An 18,888-nucleotide genomic window follows, 5' to 3' on the forward strand; every position below is an offset into this window, starting at 1 on the left:
GTGATTTCTCAAATAAAATGAAAAAGATGGGATAAGGCGGGTTTGGGAGGGAAAAGACGGGTTAAGCCAGGAGTGATGCGGGTTTGGACCGCTTTTATTTTTTTCATTTTGGTGTGAGAAAAATTCAGATGATCGGCCCGGTGTTTGCAATCTTATGGCAATATGGTGATTATTACCTGGAAATTTAGTCGTGGTCTGGTGGGTGCGTTACCGGCTATTTATAATCTGTTACTATATCGTTACCGGGCATAGATTTGCGGAGCACCGGTGTTCAAGAATCCAGGAATGATGGGAGTTACAAGGATCGATACAGGGTAACAATGTCGGTGAACGATTGTTTTGAGGAGAAGGTGTTATACGGTGGCTGGGCTTCCGGAGGGTCATTTTTGTGGTTAATTCAGATGGTAAAACTGGCAATTCGTGGGATTGGATTGCGGAACTTGATTGCGGAACCGGTTTTGATTGCGGAACCACTGCTGAGGCCTTGAAAATCAAGGTTTTAGGGCAATGGGTGTGCAGTTGCGGGCGGGTGATTGCGGAACTGGGGAGGGTCCCAAAATATGCATAATTATGCATTAGAATTGTATAATTATGCATATTCAGCGAAAGGCGGAATGTCCTGTAAATACTGGGGAAATTGAAACTGCCGCAGGCCTGGCGCAGTAAGAATGCAGGAAAATCAATTGCTGGCGGATTCCATAAATACTTTAAGGTAACAAAAGTATCATTAAAGAATTCTGGCCGATGTATCTCCAGGACGAGGAGGGCCGACCGGTAAAGTAAATGTGGGGGCCGTCATCAATTTATGGTAAACTAGATATTTAGATGGCGGCAACTGGTAATAAGTGTAAGGTTAGCCAGCGGAGGCCTGCCCCAGGGATTCTTTTTGTTTTTTTTGGGCTTCCCCGATGACATCATCAGGGAAGGCCCGGCGGAATTGAACTTTAATCCAGCCCTTCATATCGTCGTCGGCAGCGGACCAGAGGTCGTAAAGGTCGTTCAGCATCCGGTCCAGGTCGGGGTCACCGGTGTCGGCGCGGTGGGCAGGCCGGCCGGCGGCCACGGCCAGGCCGCGTTCTTTCATTATACTATTGACGGCTTTCAGAAAGTCCTGCTCTCCAAAGCGGGCAAGCAAGTTTTTAAGGGTTTCTTCCGGGGAGATAAACATCTCCCCTTTTCCTGTTTTTAGCCATTCATCTGAGATGCCATATTCATGTTTAATGAGGCTTAGTAACGTCTGAGATGGTTCTCTTAAGCCAAGCTCAAGCGAAGAGACGTAACCCCTATCAATACCAAGAGGCTTGGCAAATTCAGCTTGCGTAAGTTTTAGGGTTTTCCTGGCTTTTCGCAGCCGTTCAGCAAGACTCATAAAATGCACCACAGATAACTTTTGTTATTGACTACTCACCACAGTTACATTATCATTATGTCCAGAGGGTGTTAAAAATTTTCCAAGGGCATGTCTACGGAAAGGAGGCTTCAGTGTTGGCCACAAAAAAGGGCCTGACCGGCCTGGAAATCAGGATCGAGCTGATGAGACGGGGCATCAAGCTCGTGGACATAGCGGCCCGGGCCGGGGTGAAGCCACCTGCAGTCACCAGAATGCTTAGCGGCAAAGACAATTACAAGGGCCGGCGGCTGCGCCCTGTTATCGCCGAGGCCCTGGGCCTGCCGGAAGACGAGATCTGGCCGCCCGAGGTCGAACGCAGAGCGGCGCGCTAAGGGCCGCCGGTCATTTCCACTGGAAACTTGTTTACACCGATTTAATCTTATCAGAACCAAGAGGGGGTGGCAATGGAAAGGAGGCGGTAATTTTTGGACCGGGCACGGTCAATTTTCCGGCGAAAGGCGGGTGTGGTCATGGAAAATGTGCTGCCGGTGCTGGCAGAGCGGAGCGAGGTCCGGATCGTGGAGGTGGACGGCCAGCCGGTGGTGACGGCGCGGGACCTGGCCAGGGCGCTGGGGTACAGCCAGGAGCGTAACCTTCACAATCTTTACTATCGCAATAAGGCTTCGTTCACTGACAGGGATGCGGGTATCGTCAAATTGACGACCCCTTCTGGAGAGCAACCGGTTCTATACTTCACCAAACGCGGCGCTTTGAAAGTTTGTATGAAATCCAACCAGCCGAGGGCGGTGATGGTGCAGGAGATCCTAATCGACCTGTACGAGGCGGTGGAGCGGGGCAACCTGGTACCGGTGCAGCAGCTTTCCCAGTTGATCGTCCAGCAGGGGCAGGTGGTGGCCCAAAGCCTGCAGCTGATGCAGGCGGTACAGAAGGAGATCCGGGGCCAGGGACAGTTGCTTTCAGCCATGCATGGTCAGATGGAGGTGGTGGTGCAGGCGGTGGTCACCCTCCTGCAGCGGGCGGCGGCCTCGCGGTGCACCATACCGGTGCCGGAGGCCGGACCGGGTGAGGACCTGCGGGTGACTCTACAGGTGAAGCGGCAGAAGAGCGCCAAGAGCGGTCGGCGGTCAGTATCCAAGCTAGAGAGGCTGGGTGTGGCAGACCTGGTGACAAGGCTTTTGGGCAAGGGATATAGCTATCAGGAGATCGGGGAGGTCTTGAAGGCCCAGGGGATCAGCGTGGGCAAAAGCTCCATCGCCAGGTTCGCCAAGAACCGCATCCTGGACGGCTTCGGCCCCGGGGTGATTTAACCGAGAAGCCATAAGGAGGGGTTTGAAATGCCGGAGCGCGAGAAAAAGGGAACCGCTTTTGAGATCCCTTTTGAAGATGCGGCCAAGGTGTGCAAGTTAATCCTGGGGTTCACGCCCACCGGCATCATATACGGGCGGGAACAGGCCGGCGACGGGTGTACCGGTTCGTGGAGTTCGTCGACGGCATTTACGGCAGCGTGAAGATGGATTACTACTGGCTGGAGGACCACCTGTGCGAGGTCAGGCAATAGCGGCGTTAGCCCGAGCGGCCAACAGGCGGGGTATACCGGTGAAAAGATAAGGCCCGCGAGGGGCCGGGCTGAAAGGAGTGAGCGGCATGGAGATGCAGGGCAAGGTCGTTTCACATGATGAGGAGAAGATTGGTGAAGCCAGGAAGTGGATAATAGAACAAGGGTTTGCGTTCGTTGCGCGGTACTCAGAGGTCCCACATGTCATGTTAAATCTATTCTGCAATGGTAGGTTGCCGAAACAGGTTGCGCTTAAAGTTGCCTGCAAGGTGCTAAAGCTTAAGGAAGAGCTAGAAGAACTCCTTAAAGATATCTAATAGTTCCGCGGAAAAATATAGTCATCGCTGTTATACCAAAATTCAATGAAAAACCATTTAAAGAGGGTATCTATACCGGCAGGGACTTTGATGGTGGCACTTTTGATTTCTTCAAGCAGTTCCCTTGCTGCGTCATAACGACCTTTAAGGTTAATCTGTATGTGAAGCGGTAATTTTTTAAAATATTGGGCGGCCTTCTCCTGGAGGGTAAAAATACTGGCCAGCTTTTCAATATGTTCATTTACCTCGCTGTCGTAACGGTTATAAATGTTGATATCTTCTCCGATATCCTTGCAATTGTCGTAGACCAGATCCAATCTGCGGCAAGTGGCGGGTGGAAGAAAGTTTGATACGAAAGCGTCCAGGATCAGGACTAAAAACTTGGGGTCGGAGGCGATCGTTGATATAGTAGCTCATCTCCTTTCCGGATGAATAATCCGGGTGATATTCACCGGGAGAACCTCCGTAATTTGGATGCTGGCAACTCCATTTTACACCGGGGGGTTCTCCCGGTCAACAATATAACCGCCGGTGAGGCAGGGTCTGGATGCGGTACGCGCCCTGCTTCACCGGCTGAAAGGGGGCGGCCGGAGGCAGCCCCCGGATGCTGCCCCAAGTTTAAGGAAGGATTATAAGAATTTTTGTAATCTGTGGAAGCGGGATTATTGAATTGAGGGGGGATTACGCGGTGGCCACAGGCAGAAAGAAGAAAAACGTGGCCGCCTCGCGGGGAGGGTTCGAGCAGCTCACGATCTTCGACGTGATCAGGGAAGACGAGGCGCGGCAGCAGGAGGAGAGACCGGCGCCGGGCAGCTTCAATATTTCCAGCCGGCTGAGAAACGCGATTTCCGAGGGGCTGAAAAGGTCCAGCCTGAGCCGGTACGAGGTGGCGGCCAGGATGTCGGAGCTGGTGGGGGTGGAGATAACCAAGAGCCAGCTTGATTCGTGGACGGCCGAGTCGAAAGAGTATCACCGGTTCCCGGCGGAATACCTCCCGGCGTTCTGCCTTGTGACGGGACACCTGGAGCCCCTGCGGATGATGGCCCGGATGCTGAAGTGTTATGTCCTTGAATCCAAAGAAGCCCTACTGGCGGAGCTGGGCCGGATAGACCAGGTAAAGCGGGACCTGGCCCGGCGGGAAAAAGTGGTAAGAGAGATGATCGAAAAGATGTGGGCTACCGGCTAAAGGAGGTACGGGCGGTGAAAAAAGTGTGCTGCGTGTGCGGCAAACATCCCCGGGTGCGGCGGAAGGACCCCTGGGGCAAATGGGAAAGGATAAGCGACTTAAGGCCGGCGGCGGGAGGAAAGCTGATCTGCAGCGCGTGCCTGGGCGAACTGGTGAGGGATACGGTGGTCATGCTGAAGAGTTAAGCCCGGAACCGGGCTAAACAAGGGGGTCTAAAAATGACGAAATTACTGACCCTGGAGGAGCTGAAGAGCGCATTCAAAGGATATCTCGGAACTTATCAACAGAGCAGGCACGCCGGGGGTTGGAACGAGCCTGGAAAACGCAAAAGATATAAGGACAAATGTCGTGAGAGGTACCGGAAGCGGATTAAGTAAAGTGGCATATTTTTCTGGCATATTTTCTGGCATATTTCCCCTGCATGGGCTAAAGGAGGGAGCTGGGCTGCTGCAGGCGGTATGGCTGTCCACAAGCGAGGCGGCGCGCGCCCTGGGGGTGACCGAGCGGGCCGTGAGAAAAAAGATCATGGCGGGCGAGCTGCAGGCCCGGGTCCAAGCGGGCCGGGGCGGCTTGGGCGGACAGGTATACCTCGTGCCCCTGGATGCCCTCCCCCCGGAAGCCCGGCGGCGTTACCTGGCCGAGGTTGCGGCCGCACCTCCTTCTCCCCCTACCCCGCCGCCGGAACCGGAAAACGACCCGAATGAAGGGGAAAAAATCGGGTCCCTGGCGGAACTGATTGCCAAGTACGGCGAGGAGAAGGCCCGGAAGATCATCAACGATGCCAGGGCAAAGTGGGAGGCGGTTGTCCTGGAGGCATTGGAGGTGATGAACGGCCCCTGGGGAGACAAAGCCAGACGCCTGGAGGCACTGGCCAGGCGGCGAAAAGTAAGCAAGACGACACTGTACCGGATGGCGGACCGGTACCTTAACGAGGGGGTGATCGGGCTGGTACACGACCGGTACCGCAGGACGGGCGAGGGCACAAAAGGCAAGAACCGGCGCTCGGTAACACCGGAGGTGGAGAAGTTCATCCGCGCCATGTACCTGAAGTACCCACCACCGAAGAAGAGCAAGGTATATGAAGAGCTGAAGAAAGCGGCGGCGGCGAAGGGCTGGCCGCTGCCATCCCGGGCGACGGTATACCGGGTGATCGCGGACATCAAGCCGGCGGAGGAAGTGCTGGCCACACGCGGGGACAAGGAATACGAGTCAAAGATGATGCCCAAGGTGCGGCGCACGTACAGCCACCTGATGGCCATGGAGGAAATAGTAGGAGACGGGCACCCGTTCGACATCTTCTTAGAGTTCAACGGCCGGGCGGTGCGCCCCAATCTAAGCGCCTGGATGGACCTGCGCAGCCGGAAGATTGTGGGCTGGTGCGTCACCGCCGGCCCGGCCAACAGCGACACCATCGCCGTGGCCCTGCGGCACGCCATAATCACCCACGGACTGCCCGGGACTTTATACACCGACTGGGGTAAAGAATACATCAACGAATACATAAAAGACGTGTGCCGACGGCTGGACATCGGTATCAGAAACTGCATCCCCAGGACGCCACGGAGCAAGGCCATCGAGCGCCTGTTCCGTACGGTGCACGACCAGTTCACGCTCTACCTGCCCGGCTACTGTGGCAACACTCCGGAAAACCGACCGCCGGGGTACGACGAGAAAAAGCTGCTCAAGCAGGGCAAGCTCTTGAAGTTTGAGGACTTCGTGCGGCGGTGGGCGCAGTACGTAGAAGTTTACAACAACCAGGTGCACAGTCAAATTAAAGACACGCCGGCAAACGCCTTCGCGGCAGCGCAGCACGTGCGGCCGGGCCTGGTCGACGAGCGTGACCTGGACATCCTCATGATGCGCAAGGAGCGCGTAAAGGTCCAGCCCGGCTATATCAGGCTCCTCGGAAGAGATTACTGGTCGCACAACGTGGACCTGGGCATGCTGGTGGGCGAATGGGTCCAGGTCTGGTACGACCCGCACCGGGTGGGCGAAGTGCTGATCTGGTACCGGGGCAAGTGCATCGGCACCGCCAGAAACGAAGAGGCCCTGGCCCACGGCCTGGACCGGGCAGAACTGGCAGAGAGGCTGCGGGCCAACCGGCGGGTAAAAAAGGCCCTCAAACTCAAGATGGCCAGCTACGTGGAGGGAATCGAAGACGTCCTACCTGGTGAAATCGTGCGGAAGGCCAAGCGCATCAGGCGTTCATACGCGGGCACCGACCTGGACGGACCTGTGGAAAAAGCTGTGGATGAAAACGTGCAGCGCCTGACGGGCGGGGAAAGCGCAGCCCGCCAGGTTCGGGAGGTGCTGGAGAGCACCGGGGAAGGTGCAAGCCGGGCTCCCGGCAAGGGCAAAAGCGGCGCGGGCAGCCGGTCGAAAAGGCTGCTGCTGGCCTGGGGCGACCGGGTGCTGGCGAAATGAGAAAAAACGTTACGGAGGTTGATAGAGCATGGCGGAACCGGCCGAGGTAATCGGAATGCAACCCGCAATCGAAGAGGACGCGGAAAAGCTGCGGGCGTGGCTGAATGACCTGATCAAAAACCGGGGGGTGACGGTGACCACCATCGCCCGTGAGATGGGAGTTTCTCACTCCCTAATCAGCCAGTTTCTCAGCGGGACAAAGAAAAGCGCCAACCTCATAGCAAAGCTCCAGCAATTCAGGACCAGGGTGGAGCAGGCCGCCGCCGGCGAGACACAGGAGCGGGCGGCTGAGAGCACAACAATCCTCCCCCACCCTGCTTTCCCGGCGGGGCTGTTCATGACCGAGGATCTGCGGCAGGTGCTCGGCCTGTGTGCCATGTGCCAGGAGGACGGAGAGATCGGGGTAGTGATCGGCCCCGCGGGGAGCGGCAAGACCACGGCCCTGCAGGAATTCTGCCGGCGGGAGCAGCGGGCGGCGTACATCAAGGCCGACGTGACCATGTCGCCGAAGGAGCTTTTATTCGAAATTGGACAGAAGCTGGGTGTGAGCCTGAGCGGTTCCCGGCGGGCCATGGCCCGTCAGATAGTCAACCAGTTGCGCCTGGACCCGGTGCTGATCATCGTGGACGAGGCCGACGTGCTGGTCAGCCGGGACTCGGTCTTAAAACTGGACGTCCTGCGGGGCATATGGGACGAAGCCCACAGCGGACTGGTGCTAGCCGGTCCGCCCGTATTGGCGAAGTACCTGGTCAAGGGACCCGGGGGGCAGAGCAACCTGGCCCAGTTTTACAGCCGGGTGCGCAGGGCCTATTATATGAAAGGCGTGACCAGGGATGAAGCCATGCAAATTCTCTCCGGATACAGAATGACGGAAGGGGCCAGGAATTACCTGGTGGCGGCCGCCGTCAGCAAGGCCCACGGGGGTTTGCGGCGGTTCACCAGGCTGTTGCAGAACGCCCTGGACCTGTGCGAACCGGGCGAGACCATCACCACGGAAATCGTCAGGGAGGCCGACGGCATGCTGGTGTCACCAAAGACATTGGGGCTGGAGTTCTGAGGTGCCGGGTATGAAACAGCAGGACTATTTAAAGAGGGTTATAACGGAAAGGATCCGGATCCTGAAAGACTGCAGGGAGAAGGCGAAACCGCAGTACAGGGAGAGCTACGACATTTCAATCAGGACTCTTGAGTGGGTCCTGACCCAATTTCCCCGGGAGGGAGGTGCAGGCACGGATGGCGATAGTCTGCACAATTAGGGAGTGCATCTAATACAACCCGCTTTGCGACGGGAACTGTTCTTTCGATGGCAAAGCGGGAATCGAGCTGTTATATGAAAATGGCGAATATGTTGGAGCTTGCGTCGCCATGACGCTGTAGGAATAGCCGAAAACCCCGGGTAAAACCGGGGTTCGTGGAGGGGATGGCCTCCCCCACCTGACGACCGCGATGGCGGGCCGGGACCGGTGCCCGGCGGCAGGCCGCGAAAGGAGGGATAATGTTGAACAAGAAAAGCGTGGTAGACCGGTTCACCCGCCCCATATGCCGGGTGGACATACGAACCGGCGAGGGCTTTTGCCGGTTGAAGGAGTTCTGGATGTCGGGTGGATACAGGGAAATAACGCCGGAAGAATTTGAGCGGATGGAGGGGCAGGCCGGAGCCACATCCCCTCCCCGCCCCGCCACCATCCCGCAGGATGTGGAAGCGGCTGACAGCTTGCTCACAGCGGAGGAGATCCGGCGGATTGAGATGATGGCCTGCGACGGGTGGACGATCAAGGACAAACTCCGGGTGCGGGCCTGGCTGGCCGCCGGGATGGACTGCCGCCAGGCGGCCCGGCTGCTGGGCCGGGATGCCCGGAGCGTGGCCGGGCTGTCCAGGCAGCTGGGGACGCTGGAAGAGCATATCAGGGTGCTGGTCCTGGCGGCCCGGGGCATGAACGATGCCGAGATCGCGCGGGAACTGGGTATGAAGCTGAAGCGGGTGGCGGGCATCAGGTTGAAGTACATGCCCGCTAAAGAAGCATGTACAAATTCGGGGGGATCTAGATGCAGGCGGTGGCAGTGACCTGGGATGAGGTCCGGGCGGCGCTGGAAGCCGTGGAGGCCGCCAGGCAGAGGCTGGATTACGCCGACCACCCGGACCTGGTCGATGCGGCGGTGCTGGAGCTGGGGGCGGCGGAGAAGCGGTTGAATTACCTGTTGCGGGTGGCCAGGAAAAACGGGGGGATGAGCCGTGGAAAAGATCTTTACTGTCGGTGACAGGGTGATGGTGGCGGGACGGGCGATGATGGCCGGGCGGGTAATGGCGGCATGCCCGGGGAAAGGCCGTTACCTGCTGATTGAGCTGGAGGATAATGATCCGCCTGAACAGATGACCCTGCGGGAGCTGGAAAAGGCCCGCCGTGGCCGGCGGGAGAACTACCGGTGGGCCGGATTTGAGCTGAGGAGGTGCGGCGCGTGAGGAAGCGGCTGGAGGAAGAGAAGATCAGGAGCTTAAAGGATTGGGTCGAGGTGGACGATGCGCTCAAGGAAATCGGCCGGCTGACCCTGGAAATCGAGGGGCTGGAGGCCAGGTACAACGAAAAGATGATGGCGATGAAGGAGGAACTGGCCGGGCTGGCCAGGCCGCTGATGGAGCGGCGGGAGTACCTGGAACTGCTGGTGAAAGACTTTGCCGAAAGGCACCGGGAGGACATGGACGGGCGGAAGTCCAAGGTGCTCAACTTCGGCCGGCTGGGGTTCAGGCAGTCCACGAAGGTGGTTTTACGAAATGTGAAAGCCATCCTGGCGGCACTGAAAGCGAAGGGAATGACCGATTGCATTATTGTTAAGGAAGAGGTGAGCAAAGATGAGCTGAAGAAATATGACCCCACCGTTATAGAATCCGTCGGTGCCAGGCTGAAGGTGGAGGACGTTTTCTGGTACGAAGTAAACAGAGACAAACTGGCGGAGGTGTCCTGACAATGGATGCCAGGGAAAAAGCTGCGCTGGTCTTCCTGGGGTTCGTGGGGGGCTACCTCCTGGCGGCCCTGGTGGTGGCCAGGCACTGGATGCAAGGGTGATGGAAGGGATGGCGAAACGCGCGGGCCGGTCCTTCTCCCCGGAGGAGAAGGACCTGGCGGAATACCTGAAGGAGAAGCTCAAGTCCCGGGGGGTGCACAAGTTCCCCCGGGACTGGCACCTGCGGCAGATGGCGGTGGCCCGGACGATGCTCGCCGGGGAAAACGCGCCTTCGGTTGAAGATTGGAAGGCCTGCATCGACTGGCTTTTCCGGCACCCGTACTGGGGGGATAAAGTGGACCACCTGGCCCGGGTGCTGGACCTGTGGCCCAGGTACGTGCTGCAAGCAAGAAACCGCCGCCAGGATGACGAGGAGCGGGAGCGAAGGCGGGCGCTTTTGAAATCCCTGTACCTGAGTTAGGAGGGAAAACGTGGAGGTATCAAAGCACGCCCTGAAGCGCTGGCGGGAGAGGGTAAACCCGGATGCGGGCCCCGAGCGGGCACAGAGCGAAATGCTAAAAGGATTGGAACAAGCCATCCGGGTATATGATGAGCTCGACAACGCATATTTCATAAAGGACAATATATTGTTCATCGTCAAGGATGAGGTCGTGGTAACGGTGGTGAACCTGGATTTCGGTTTTTCCGAAGACATTAACCGGGTGATCTGCCGGATGCAGACCGAACGCCTGCTGGAACTGAAAAAAAAGCTGGAAGAGGCGCAGGAGCAGGCACAACAGCACATAAGCGCGATTAACGACAGGCTGGCGGTGCTGGACAGCGAGAAGGCGGAGGTCGAAGCCAGGCTCCAAGAGATCTGCTCTAAAAGAAGGAAGCTGGAGCTGGCCAGGGAGGAAGTGGAAAAGGGATTGGAGGCCCTGCGGAAACAGTATGCGGCCGAATTCAGCAAGCTCAAGTATTCACTAGATTTCCGCCTGGAAACGGTGAGGAAAAACGCTTAATACGTTGCGGCAAGGAGGGTTTCAAATTGGACCGAATAGAGATTGCACCTGATACCGCCAGCCCGGTAAAGAGCGACAATGCTACCAAAACGATGTATAATTACGCTCCCTATGGTTTCGGAGAGCACACAATTAAAATAACCATTCAAAGATGGGACTTTCGTGGCCACATATGGGTAAAGGTCGGCGGTAATTGCAGGGGGATCAGTGTGATGAGCGACATAGCGGATACTATTTGGGAATTGGCACTTTGCGATCCCTCTGAAATTAAATCCGATTGTAATTTCAAAATTGACGACGATTTTTGGTATACAGCAGTGTTAACGAATAAGCAAGGAGATACACTTAATGATTGCGGCGACCAGCATGAATTCGAGGATGCCATTGTGGGGATAGAAATTGTCGACTACAAGCCAAAGAAATAATTGAAAAGCTAGCCGGAAGGAGGAATAAAATGCCCAGGGTTTTAAAGAGCCTGAAGGCGGAACCAGCGCCGCCGGAGGATCATCAGGATCAAAACGATGCCGGCGAGGTGGTCACATACTGGGACCCCGGCGCCTTCACCTGGTACGGTGCGGAAATCCAGCCGCGCGGTTTCAGGGATGAGCTGAGCCTAACCATTACGGATAAAGGAATCAGGCTTTCGCATGCGGCGGGAGGCAAGTTCGCCCCGGAGGCCCGGATAGCCGTGGGTTTGAACAGGGGTTTTTTGGCCCTGCGGGAGGCGGCCGACGGGATAAAGGCGAGGAGAGAGAGAAAGGAAGGGAACACGGCAATTTACCTGAATTCAACAAAGCTGGGGAAACTCTTGCGTGACGAGGGCTGGCCCATACCCTGCCGCCTGCCGGCGGTGTGGGACGAGAGAAACGGGATGCTCGTCTGCAGGAAGCCCCCGGGAGAGGTGGTGTAAAACATGCCCGCGCCCGCCAATGCAAAAGCAACCGCCCCGCAACTGCGGAAGCTGTTCTGCCTGGCCAGGGAGCTGGGCATGGACCACGAAGACCTGCGCGGGCTGGCGCACAACATGGCCGGCGTGGACGGCCTGTCGCAGCTCACCAGGCGGGACGCCATGAGGCTGATCGACTACCTGGTGGACCGCAGCCGCAAGGACTACCGCCCCACCGCCGCATCCAGGCAGCAGATATATCTCATCGAAAAACTGGCGGTGGAGCTGGGCTGGAACGACAATCCCCGCCGGCTGGCCGGCTTTGTCAGGCGTACGGCCGGTGTCGCCCACCTGCGCTGGCTGGACGCGGCCGGTGCGTACCGGGTGATCGAAGGCCTTAAGAAAATGGTGGAACGGCGCAAGAAAACCCTGTACAACAGCCGGTAAGTGAGGTATAATTAAGCAAACAAACCAGATCACAACGATGGAACCGGGGTTGCCGGACGAATGAACGTCCGGCAGCCCCATTCGGCTTTTTTGGGGGACTGTTAATTTTTTAACACCCGGCCGGGGCGATAACATGAGGGGATTTTACAACGACGACGACGGGTTGAGCATTACCGAAACGCTGGCCCTGGTTTTTTCAGGGGTATACGTTTTGGTGGTGATCGTAATGCTTGCGGCACTGATGCGGGGCCGGCTGGCCGACCTGCACGTGGACTTCCTGTCGGTGTGCTCGTGGCCCGTACTCACCATCCTGGCAGGGTATTTCGGCGATCGGGTTGCCTCCCGGTTCGGGGGAGTCCTCCGGAGAAGCGGGGCGCGGCGGCCCGCACCGGTCATGGAGGAAACTGGCGAGCCGGCGGTTGGGGAACTGGAACCCGGACCGCAACGCCCCACAATATAGGAGGTGTAATCATGCAGAAGCGCACCCTCCTGCTCACTTCCGCGAACCGCCCGGGGCGCAAGATCAAGCCCAAGGCGGTGGTCGTGCACTGGACGGCCAACACCAATCGCGGCGCCAACGCCCGGGCCAACCGCGACTATTTCGAGACGCACCCGCAGGATAAAGTGTCCGCCCACTGGATTGTGGACGACCGCGAGGCAATCCTGTGCATCCCCGAAGATGAGATGGCCTACCACGTGGGCGCACGGGTTTACCGCCCGGAAGCTTTGCAAAAATTGTCCCGCTACCCCAACGACTGCACTATCGGCGTTGAGATCTGCGTAAATGCCGATGCGGATTTTGCCGTGACTTACAGGAACGCGGTGGATCTGGTGGCCGACATCCTGCGCCGCTATGGCTGGGGCGTGGACCGCATATGGCGGCATTATGACGTCACCGGCAAAGACTGCCCCCGGTTTTTCGTGAACGACGCCACGGCGCGGCAGTACGGTTTTGCCGGTGCGGAATCCGCCTGGAGCGGCTTTAAAAAGGACGTGCAGGCGGTACTGATCGGAAGGAAGGTGGAAAAAGTGTTCACCGACATCTCGGGACACTGGGCGGAAAGTATAATCAAGGATGCCCTGGGATGCGGCCTGGTTGCCAGGGATGAGAAGTTCCGCCCGAACGACGGCCTCACCCGGGCCGAGGGTGTGGCGCTGTGCATGCGGCTCAAGGACATCATCATGGCCGGGATCAAGGACCTGGTCCGCCAGGTCGTGCAGGAAGAACTGCGAAAGGCGGGATAAAGCTTGTGGGGCGAACTGATTTTGGAAGTTAGCAGGGCGGCCCTGGCGGTCATCATTCCCGTGGGTGTGGCGGCCGGCCTGGAGTGGCTACGGCGCAAGATGGGCGTGGAAAAGCTGCGCAGGGTCCAGGAGGAACTGCAAACAAAGAAAGACATGGCCCTCATCGCAGTGAAGTACGTCGAACAGGCCTGGAAGGGCGCCAGCGGTCCGGAGAAGTACAATGCGGCCGCCGCCTGGCTGGCCTCCCAGGCGGCCCGGGTGGGTATCACCCTTTCCGACGACGAGATCAAGGGCCTGATCGAGTGGGCGTTGCGAACCACCAAGGACGAGCTCGGCAACCAGTGGGCGGACCTGCTTGAGGTGCGCAAGGAGGCGGGCAGCACGTGCTAGACCTGCCGTCCGATTTGTACCGTCCGGTGGCCACGCTGCTCTACACCCTTCTGTGCGTGGCCATGGGAATTATAGCCTATTTCCTGCGCGACATCAGGCAAAGCGTGAAAGAGAAAACAGCAGGAGCAGGATCAGAAGATCGACGGCATCCAGAAGGATCTCAACGTCATCAGGGAAACCCTGCCCCAGCGTTACGTCTTACGTGACGACTTCATCCGGGCGATTGCCGGGCTGGACAACAAGGTGGACAACATCGGCAAGGAAGTGAGCGAAATCAACAAGGCATTAAACCGCCTGATTGGGGGCGTTAAGTGATGGGGCTGGAAAAGTACGAAGCCCGTATTGTGCGGGGACACATAATGCAAATCCTCAAAGTGGCTTATCCGGGGCCGGCCAGCGTGGAGCTGCTGGAGGTCACCCTTAGCGATCGGTCCTGCCCCACCTCCCCTGCCGTTCTGAACGGCTACCTGGCATACCTGGCCGAAAAGGGCTACATCACCCGGTGGGAGGAAAAGGACGATATCCTGGGCGTAACCCGCACCCTGGTCAAATTGACGGCCACCGGTGTCGACCTGCTGGAAGGGAATATCCCGGCTGACCCCGGCGTGGTGTTGTAGTGTGGGCAAGCGGCGCAAGCACTTCAAGGTCGAGACCCTCCCCCCGGAAATAGTGGAAGCCATCAACCGCAAGCTGGTGGAGGGCTATACGTACCAGCAGCTCGCCGACTGGCTCGACCAGATGGGCCACCCGGTGGGGAAAAGTTCCCTGGCGCGGTACGGCAAGGACTTCCTCTCCCGCCTGGAGCGGCTGCGGGTGGTAAAAGAACAGGCCAGGGCGATAGTGGAAGTCAACCCCGACGCCCCCGCCACGGAGATGGCTGAGGCGGCAAACCAACTGGCCACCCAGCTGATCATGGAGTTCCTGATGCAGGTGGATCTGGACGATCTGGCCCAGGCCAAGGTAACGGAAGTTCTCAAGGCCCTGGCCAAGCTGGAGGCTTCCGGTGTGCGCCGTGAGCAATTGAAGTTCAACTTCAACCGGGGCGTGGATGCAGCCGTGTCCAGGATCAAGGAGGCGCTGCGCGCGGAAGTGGCCGCCGACCCGGAACTGGCGGCGAGGCTGGCGGAGATGGTGGACCGGCAGGCGGAGGCGCTGAGGAAGTAGCCATGCTGATCAAGGATCTGATCGGCGAGCGCCAGGCGGGCCTGGACTTCGCCGAGTGGATGCACAAAAACGTGCGCCTGGATGACGGGAGACCCTGGGACATGAGCCGGCGCAGGGCGCTGGTGGAAATCGTCGGCAACATGAAGCACCGCCAGATGACCATTCTAAAGGGCGCCCAGACGGGCTTCTCCACCCTGTTCCTTGGGTTTGCCATATACCTTCTGGACCAGGCCCGCCGGAACGTAATTTACTTCCTCCCCACGCAGAAAATGTCCGACCGGTTTTCTACCACCCGCATGGATGCCTTCGTCAACCGGAGCGAATACCTGCGCAGCCGGCTGCGGGGCACCGACCAGACGGGGCTCAAGGAGATCGACACGCATTTTCTGTATTTCGTGGGGCTGCAGTCGGTCCTGGGGGCCATCTCGATTCCCAGCGATTGCAACCTGTACGACGAGGTGGACCTGATCGACCAGGAAAACTTAGACTGGTCGCTGGACCGGATAGCGGCCTCCGACCTGGCACTGCTCAGGTTTTTCTCGGTGGGGATGTTCCCCGGCATAGGCATCGATGAGCGGTACCAGGACGGCGACCGGCGGCGCTGGCACGTGCGGTGCCGGGGATGCCGCCGCGAGCAGGTGGTGGAGGACGAATTCCCGCAGAACTTCATCCGCCATAAGGGAGAGGTCATGCTGGTGTGCGTGAAGTGCGGCACCCCCCTGGACGTAAACGAGGGGCGCTGGATCCCGGAGAAGCCGGAGCGCACCCGTGACCACGTGAGCTATCGAGTGCCGCAGCTGATCATGCCCGGGCTCAACCTGGCCTTTATCTGGGACAGGTGGCAGAAGGCCCAGAACAAGCCGAGCAAGCTGGCAAAGTTCAGGTGCTCCGTACTGGCCAGGCCCGACGGCGGCGACATGCAGCCCATAACGGACGAGGTCCTGCAAAGGGTCAGGCAGGCCGGCGATTATTACTGGCACGACCGCTGGGGCGACACCATTACCGGTATCGGCATCGATATGGGCGACCGGGCGCATATCGCGGTGGCGGCCCCCTTCGCCGGGGAAGGTATCCGCTTTCTGCACTTCGAGGAGATCGATGTCGAGGACCTGGTGGAGCGGGTCAAACACCTTGAACACGCATTCAACGCCGGTGCACTGGTCATAGACGCATTGCCATACAAGACGACATCCAAGCAGGTGGTCCGGAGCCTCACCCGGGCCGTGGGATACATTCAATACTTCAAAGGTTCCGACCTCAAGGAGAAGTCAGAAGGCGAAGGCGACCGCACGGTGCGCGTGGTGACCGTGGACCGCGACGAATCACTGGATGAGACTACCGACCTGTTCGCCACCGTTCCCCCGCTTGCACTGCTCCCGAAGCCGCGGACACCGGCTGAGGAGCAGGTGCTGCGTACGGTCGAGAGTCACCTGAAAAAGCTGGTCAAGGAAAAAGAGAAAGAGTCCGAGGACAGCCCGGCCCGCTACAAAAAGAACGTGGCCAACCACTACGGGATGGCAATCAATTCGGCCCGGATTGCCCTGTGGCTGGCCACCGGAAAGGGATTGAAGATAGGTCCGGTGGAGTACACTACGGTGGTTCCAAGGCGGGCCAGGTTCGGTAAAGGAGCGTACTGATGGTTATTTACGGTCCGGACGGCAAGCCAATCAAGAAGAGCAAAGGACCCCTCCTGGACGAGATCGCGGTGGTTTCCGTGCGCGACCGCTGGTCATCCTACCCGTCCCAGGGGCTAACGCCAGAAAAGCTGGCCAGTATCTTCAAAGAGGCCGACGCCGGTGACGTCTACCGCCAGATGGAGCTCTTTGAAGAGATGGAGGAGAAGGACTCCCACCTTTTTAGCGAGCTGCAGAAGCGCAAGCAGGCCGTCCTGGGCCTGGACTGGGAAATAGTCCCCTATTCCAGCAGCCGGGCGGACAGGAAGGCCGCGCAACTCGTCCAGGACGCCCTGGAGTTCGAGGGCCTGGAGGACGCACTGCTCGACCTCCTGGACGCCATTGGCAAGGGGTTCTCGGTCTGCGAGATCATGTGGAAAATTGCCGGCGGCATGGCCATGGTGGACCGCTTGAAGTGGGTCCACCCCAAGCGGATCACCTTCGGTGGAAAGGACGAGTTCCGCCTGTTGACCGAGCAGGAGCCGGTACGCGGCATCGAGCTCCCGGAGAACAAGTTCGTCGTCCACCGCTACCGGGCCAGGAGCGGCCACCCGTCGCGGGCCGGCATCGTCCGGGTTTGCGCCTGGATGTACCTGTTCAAGAATTATGCGGTCAAGGACTGGGTTACTTTTGCCGAGGTCTACGGTATGCCGCTCAGGGTCGGCAAGTACGATGCTTCCACCAGCCCGGAGGACAAAGAAAAGCTGATCCAGGCCATCGTCCAGCTGGGTACCGACGCCGCAGGCATCATTTCTAAAAGCACTGAGATCGAGTTCGTGCAGGCGGTCAAGGGGGCGACGGACAACGTCTACGAAACCCTTGCCGAGTTCTGCAACAAGGAGATGAGCAAGGCCATCCTCGGCCAGACCCTGACGGCGGACGTGGGCGACCGTGGTTCCTACGCCGCCAGCCAGACGCACAACGAGGTTCGGCGCGACCTCACCAGGGCGGATGCCAAGGCCCTGGCCGAAACCCTGCGGCGGGATCTCTTCCGCCCGCTGGTCCGGTTCAACCTTGGGGACGGCCCGAACCTACCCTGGTTGAAGTTCGACCTGTCCGAGCCGGAGGACCTGGAAAAAACGGCCCGGGTCTACAGCATATTGATTAAAGACTGCGGCCTGCCCGTGGCCAAAAAGCACGTTTACGAAAAGTTCGGCATCCCGGAGCCGGAGTCGGGAGAAGAGATCCTGACTCCGCCGGGTGCGGCAGTCTCGCCCACGGGGCTGGCGCTGAAGGCGCTGAAAGATGTACCCCCGCCTCCCCAGGAGGAAGCGCAGGCGGCGGTCGACGACCTGGCCGACAGGGCGCGCGAGCGGGCTGCGGCCGCATTGGAAACGCTCCTGGCCCCGCTGCGACAGCTCATTGAGTCCGGGGCGAGCCTGGAGGAGATCCGGGACCGGCTGCCGGAGGTTTACCCGGAAATGGACACGGCGGAGCTGGAAGAACTGGTCGCACGGGCCATGTTCGTAGCGGACCTGTTCGGAAGGTGGGTGGCCGATGGACATCAGGCTTGAGCCCCTTGCTTTCGAGGAGGCGGTGGAGTTCTTCCGGGACAAGGTTGTGCTCCCGCCCGGCGACTTCGAGAAGCTCTGGGGCGAGTACAGGAGTCTGGCCTTCTCGGTGGCCGGTATTGCCGCACTGGACGTGCTCAAGGACATTTACGAGGCCCTGCTCAGGGCCATCGAAGAGGGCCTGACGCAACAGGATTTCGCGCGGCAGGTGAACGAGATACTTGAAAGCCGGGGCTGGCAGGGTCTCACCCCCTACCGTCTGGACAACATCTTCCGTACCAACATCCAGACTGCCTATATGGTCGGCCATTACCGGCGAATGACGGATCCCGATATCGTTGAGCGGCGGCCGTACTGGATGTACAATGCGGTTAACGACAGGCGCACCAGGCCAACACACCGGGCGCTGGACGGGAAGGTGTACCGCTACGACCACCCGTTCTGGGATACCTGGTATCCCCCCAACGGGTACCGGTGTCGCTGCGGGGTGATCAGCCTCAGCGAGGAGCAGGTCCGGCGGCGCGGGTTGACGGTGGAGACGGAAGTGCCCGGGATGATAGAACCGCCCGGCCAGCCGGCCCGCCCCCTGCTCCCCGACCCGGGGTTTGCTCACAACCCGGCGAAAACGAAGTGGGAGCCGGACCTTAGCAAATACCCGCCGGCCTTGCGCCAGGCGTACCAGGCCAGGGCAACGGAATGATTTTAGTTAGCAAGTAACGGGCGGCGGTAACAAACCAACGGGGAAAAAGTGATCAGGTAACGGGCCGGTAACGATCA

At 58.9% G+C, this 18,888-nt stretch carries 30 protein-coding genes and 1 pseudogene; 28 read left to right on the forward strand and 3 right to left on the reverse strand.

The features are described from left to right. Positions 1-853 precede the first annotated feature (853 nt). Both G7K71_RS19360 and G7K71_RS19365 read right to left on the reverse strand, forming a co-directional pair. The gene (locus G7K71_RS19360; protein WP_243174783.1) at positions 854-1,168 is read right to left on the reverse strand and encodes a hypothetical protein; all 315 of its coding nucleotides are present in this window, start codon (positions 1,166-1,168) and stop codon (positions 854-856) included. A 12-nt stretch (positions 1,169-1,180) separates the two neighbouring features. Then, positions 1,181-1,369, reverse strand: a pseudogene (locus G7K71_RS19365) (helix-turn-helix domain-containing protein); the annotation flags it as partial. Between the two features lie 116 nt (positions 1,370-1,485). On the opposite strand from G7K71_RS19365, the gene G7K71_RS08440 reads away from it, so the two are divergent. From G7K71_RS08440 to G7K71_RS08455, 4 genes are all read left to right on the forward strand, one after another. Then, positions 1,486-1,722, forward strand: a complete 237-nt coding sequence (locus G7K71_RS08440; protein WP_166342630.1) for a helix-turn-helix domain-containing protein — start codon at positions 1,486-1,488, stop codon at positions 1,720-1,722. Between the two features lie 93 nt (positions 1,723-1,815). Further along, entirely contained in the window at positions 1,816-2,658 is an 843-nt protein-coding gene (locus tag G7K71_RS08445; protein WP_166342632.1) for a Bro-N domain-containing protein, read from the forward strand. A 27-nt stretch (positions 2,659-2,685) separates the two neighbouring features. Then, positions 2,686-2,859 carry a hypothetical protein gene (locus G7K71_RS08450; protein ID WP_166342634.1) on the forward strand — a complete coding sequence of 58 codons (174 nt, stop codon included), beginning with the start codon at positions 2,686-2,688 and terminating at the stop codon, positions 2,857-2,859. A gap of 136 nt (positions 2,860-2,995) precedes the next feature. Then, a complete protein-coding gene (locus G7K71_RS08455; protein WP_166342636.1) occupies positions 2,996-3,223 on the forward strand; it encodes a hypothetical protein in 228 nt (75 codons plus the stop codon). Here the strand turns inward: G7K71_RS08455 and G7K71_RS08460 are convergent. Continuing rightward, positions 3,220-3,540: a hypothetical protein gene (locus G7K71_RS08460; protein WP_166342638.1), complete on the reverse strand. Its 321-nt coding sequence runs from the start codon at positions 3,538-3,540 to the stop codon at positions 3,220-3,222. The genes G7K71_RS08455 and G7K71_RS08460 overlap by 4 nt on opposite strands. Positions 3,541-3,911: 371 nt before the next feature. On the opposite strand from G7K71_RS08460, the gene G7K71_RS08465 reads away from it, so the two are divergent. The 24 genes from G7K71_RS08465 to G7K71_RS08580 all read left to right on the forward strand — a co-directional run bounded on the left by G7K71_RS08465 (position 3,912) and on the right by G7K71_RS08580 (position 18,811). Next, on the forward strand, positions 3,912-4,409 hold the full coding sequence (locus tag G7K71_RS08465; protein WP_166342640.1) for a hypothetical protein: 498 nt from the start codon (positions 3,912-3,914) through the stop codon (positions 4,407-4,409). Positions 4,410-4,423: 14 nt separating this feature from the next. Continuing rightward, a complete protein-coding gene (locus tag G7K71_RS08470) occupies positions 4,424-4,594 on the forward strand; it encodes a hypothetical protein (protein ID WP_165613268.1) in 171 nt (56 codons plus the stop codon). Between the two features lie 33 nt (positions 4,595-4,627). After that, complete coding sequence (locus tag G7K71_RS08475) at positions 4,628-4,786, forward strand: hypothetical protein (RefSeq protein WP_166342642.1); 159 nt, start codon at positions 4,628-4,630, stop codon at positions 4,784-4,786. A gap of 1 nt (position 4,787) precedes the next feature. Further along, positions 4,788-6,833: a Mu transposase C-terminal domain-containing protein gene (locus tag G7K71_RS08480; RefSeq protein WP_166342644.1), complete on the forward strand. Its 2,046-nt coding sequence runs from the start codon at positions 4,788-4,790 to the stop codon at positions 6,831-6,833. A 28-nt stretch (positions 6,834-6,861) separates the two neighbouring features. Beyond that, positions 6,862-7,890: an AAA family ATPase gene (locus G7K71_RS08485; RefSeq protein WP_166342646.1), complete on the forward strand. Its 1,029-nt coding sequence runs from the start codon at positions 6,862-6,864 to the stop codon at positions 7,888-7,890. 10 nt (positions 7,891-7,900) lie between these two features. Next, on the forward strand, positions 7,901-8,089 hold the full coding sequence (locus tag G7K71_RS08490) for a hypothetical protein (RefSeq protein WP_166342648.1): 189 nt from the start codon (positions 7,901-7,903) through the stop codon (positions 8,087-8,089). Between the two features lie 239 nt (positions 8,090-8,328). Next, positions 8,329-8,898 carry a hypothetical protein gene (locus G7K71_RS08495; RefSeq protein ID WP_166342650.1) on the forward strand — a complete coding sequence of 190 codons (570 nt, stop codon included), beginning with the start codon at positions 8,329-8,331 and terminating at the stop codon, positions 8,896-8,898. Beyond that, positions 8,880-9,092 carry a hypothetical protein gene (locus G7K71_RS08500; RefSeq protein WP_166342652.1) on the forward strand — a complete coding sequence of 71 codons (213 nt, stop codon included), beginning with the start codon at positions 8,880-8,882 and terminating at the stop codon, positions 9,090-9,092. Before G7K71_RS08495 ends, G7K71_RS08500 begins: the two co-directional genes overlap by 19 nt. Beyond that, positions 9,067-9,294, forward strand: a complete 228-nt coding sequence (locus tag G7K71_RS08505) for a hypothetical protein (RefSeq protein ID WP_166342654.1) — start codon at positions 9,067-9,069, stop codon at positions 9,292-9,294. The genes G7K71_RS08500 and G7K71_RS08505 overlap by 26 nt, the downstream gene beginning before the upstream one ends. Beyond that, positions 9,291-9,794: a host-nuclease inhibitor Gam family protein gene (locus tag G7K71_RS08510; protein ID WP_207712553.1), complete on the forward strand. Its 504-nt coding sequence runs from the start codon at positions 9,291-9,293 to the stop codon at positions 9,792-9,794. The genes G7K71_RS08505 and G7K71_RS08510 overlap by 4 nt, the downstream gene beginning before the upstream one ends. A gap of 109 nt (positions 9,795-9,903) precedes the next feature. After that, positions 9,904-10,254 carry a hypothetical protein gene (locus G7K71_RS08515; RefSeq protein ID WP_166342656.1) on the forward strand — a complete coding sequence of 117 codons (351 nt, stop codon included), beginning with the start codon at positions 9,904-9,906 and terminating at the stop codon, positions 10,252-10,254. Between the two features lie 10 nt (positions 10,255-10,264). Continuing rightward, positions 10,265-10,795: a hypothetical protein gene (locus tag G7K71_RS08520; RefSeq protein WP_072870698.1), complete on the forward strand. Its 531-nt coding sequence runs from the start codon at positions 10,265-10,267 to the stop codon at positions 10,793-10,795. Between the two features lie 26 nt (positions 10,796-10,821). After that, positions 10,822-11,220 (forward strand): DUF5406 family protein, encoded by a 399-nt coding sequence (locus G7K71_RS08525; protein ID WP_166342658.1) that lies wholly within the window; start codon positions 10,822-10,824, stop codon positions 11,218-11,220. Positions 11,221-11,249: 29 nt separating this feature from the next. After that, positions 11,250-11,705, forward strand: a complete 456-nt coding sequence (locus G7K71_RS08530) for a hypothetical protein (RefSeq protein ID WP_166342660.1) — start codon at positions 11,250-11,252, stop codon at positions 11,703-11,705. Positions 11,706-11,708: 3 nt separating this feature from the next. Beyond that, the gene (locus tag G7K71_RS08535) at positions 11,709-12,128 is read left to right on the forward strand and encodes a phage protein GemA/Gp16 family protein (RefSeq protein WP_166342662.1); all 420 of its coding nucleotides are present in this window, start codon (positions 11,709-11,711) and stop codon (positions 12,126-12,128) included. A gap of 133 nt (positions 12,129-12,261) precedes the next feature. Further along, complete coding sequence (locus tag G7K71_RS08540; protein WP_166342664.1) at positions 12,262-12,588, forward strand: hypothetical protein; 327 nt, start codon at positions 12,262-12,264, stop codon at positions 12,586-12,588. 11 nt (positions 12,589-12,599) lie between these two features. Continuing rightward, complete coding sequence (locus G7K71_RS08545; RefSeq protein WP_166342666.1) at positions 12,600-13,373, forward strand: N-acetylmuramoyl-L-alanine amidase; 774 nt, start codon at positions 12,600-12,602, stop codon at positions 13,371-13,373. A 3-nt stretch (positions 13,374-13,376) separates the two neighbouring features. Beyond that, positions 13,377-13,763 carry a phage holin, LLH family gene (locus tag G7K71_RS08550; protein ID WP_166342668.1) on the forward strand — a complete coding sequence of 129 codons (387 nt, stop codon included), beginning with the start codon at positions 13,377-13,379 and terminating at the stop codon, positions 13,761-13,763. Further along, complete coding sequence (locus G7K71_RS08555) at positions 13,757-13,969, forward strand: hypothetical protein (protein ID WP_166345235.1); 213 nt, start codon at positions 13,757-13,759, stop codon at positions 13,967-13,969. Before G7K71_RS08550 ends, G7K71_RS08555 begins: the two co-directional genes overlap by 7 nt. A gap of 108 nt (positions 13,970-14,077) precedes the next feature. After that, complete coding sequence (locus G7K71_RS08560) at positions 14,078-14,380, forward strand: hypothetical protein (protein WP_166342672.1); 303 nt, start codon at positions 14,078-14,080, stop codon at positions 14,378-14,380. A 1-nt stretch (position 14,381) separates the two neighbouring features. Continuing rightward, positions 14,382-14,927: a phage protein Gp27 family protein gene (locus tag G7K71_RS08565; RefSeq protein WP_166342674.1), complete on the forward strand. Its 546-nt coding sequence runs from the start codon at positions 14,382-14,384 to the stop codon at positions 14,925-14,927. 2 nt (positions 14,928-14,929) lie between these two features. Beyond that, complete coding sequence (locus tag G7K71_RS08570) at positions 14,930-16,564, forward strand: phage terminase large subunit family protein (protein ID WP_166345238.1); 1,635 nt, start codon at positions 14,930-14,932, stop codon at positions 16,562-16,564. Beyond that, positions 16,564-18,114, forward strand: a complete 1,551-nt coding sequence (locus tag G7K71_RS08575; RefSeq protein ID WP_166342680.1) for a DUF935 domain-containing protein — start codon at positions 16,564-16,566, stop codon at positions 18,112-18,114. The genes G7K71_RS08570 and G7K71_RS08575 overlap by 1 nt, the downstream gene beginning before the upstream one ends. Further along, complete coding sequence (locus G7K71_RS08580; RefSeq protein ID WP_166342682.1) at positions 18,098-18,811, forward strand: phage minor head protein; 714 nt, start codon at positions 18,098-18,100, stop codon at positions 18,809-18,811. Before G7K71_RS08575 ends, G7K71_RS08580 begins: the two co-directional genes overlap by 17 nt. The last annotated feature ends 77 nt before the right edge of the window (positions 18,812-18,888 follow it).

The sequence above is a fragment of the Desulfofundulus sp. TPOSR genome, from assembly GCF_011393055.1.
In the GTDB taxonomy this organism is placed as follows: domain Bacteria; phylum Bacillota; class Desulfotomaculia; order Desulfotomaculales; family Desulfovirgulaceae; genus Desulfofundulus; species Desulfofundulus kuznetsovii.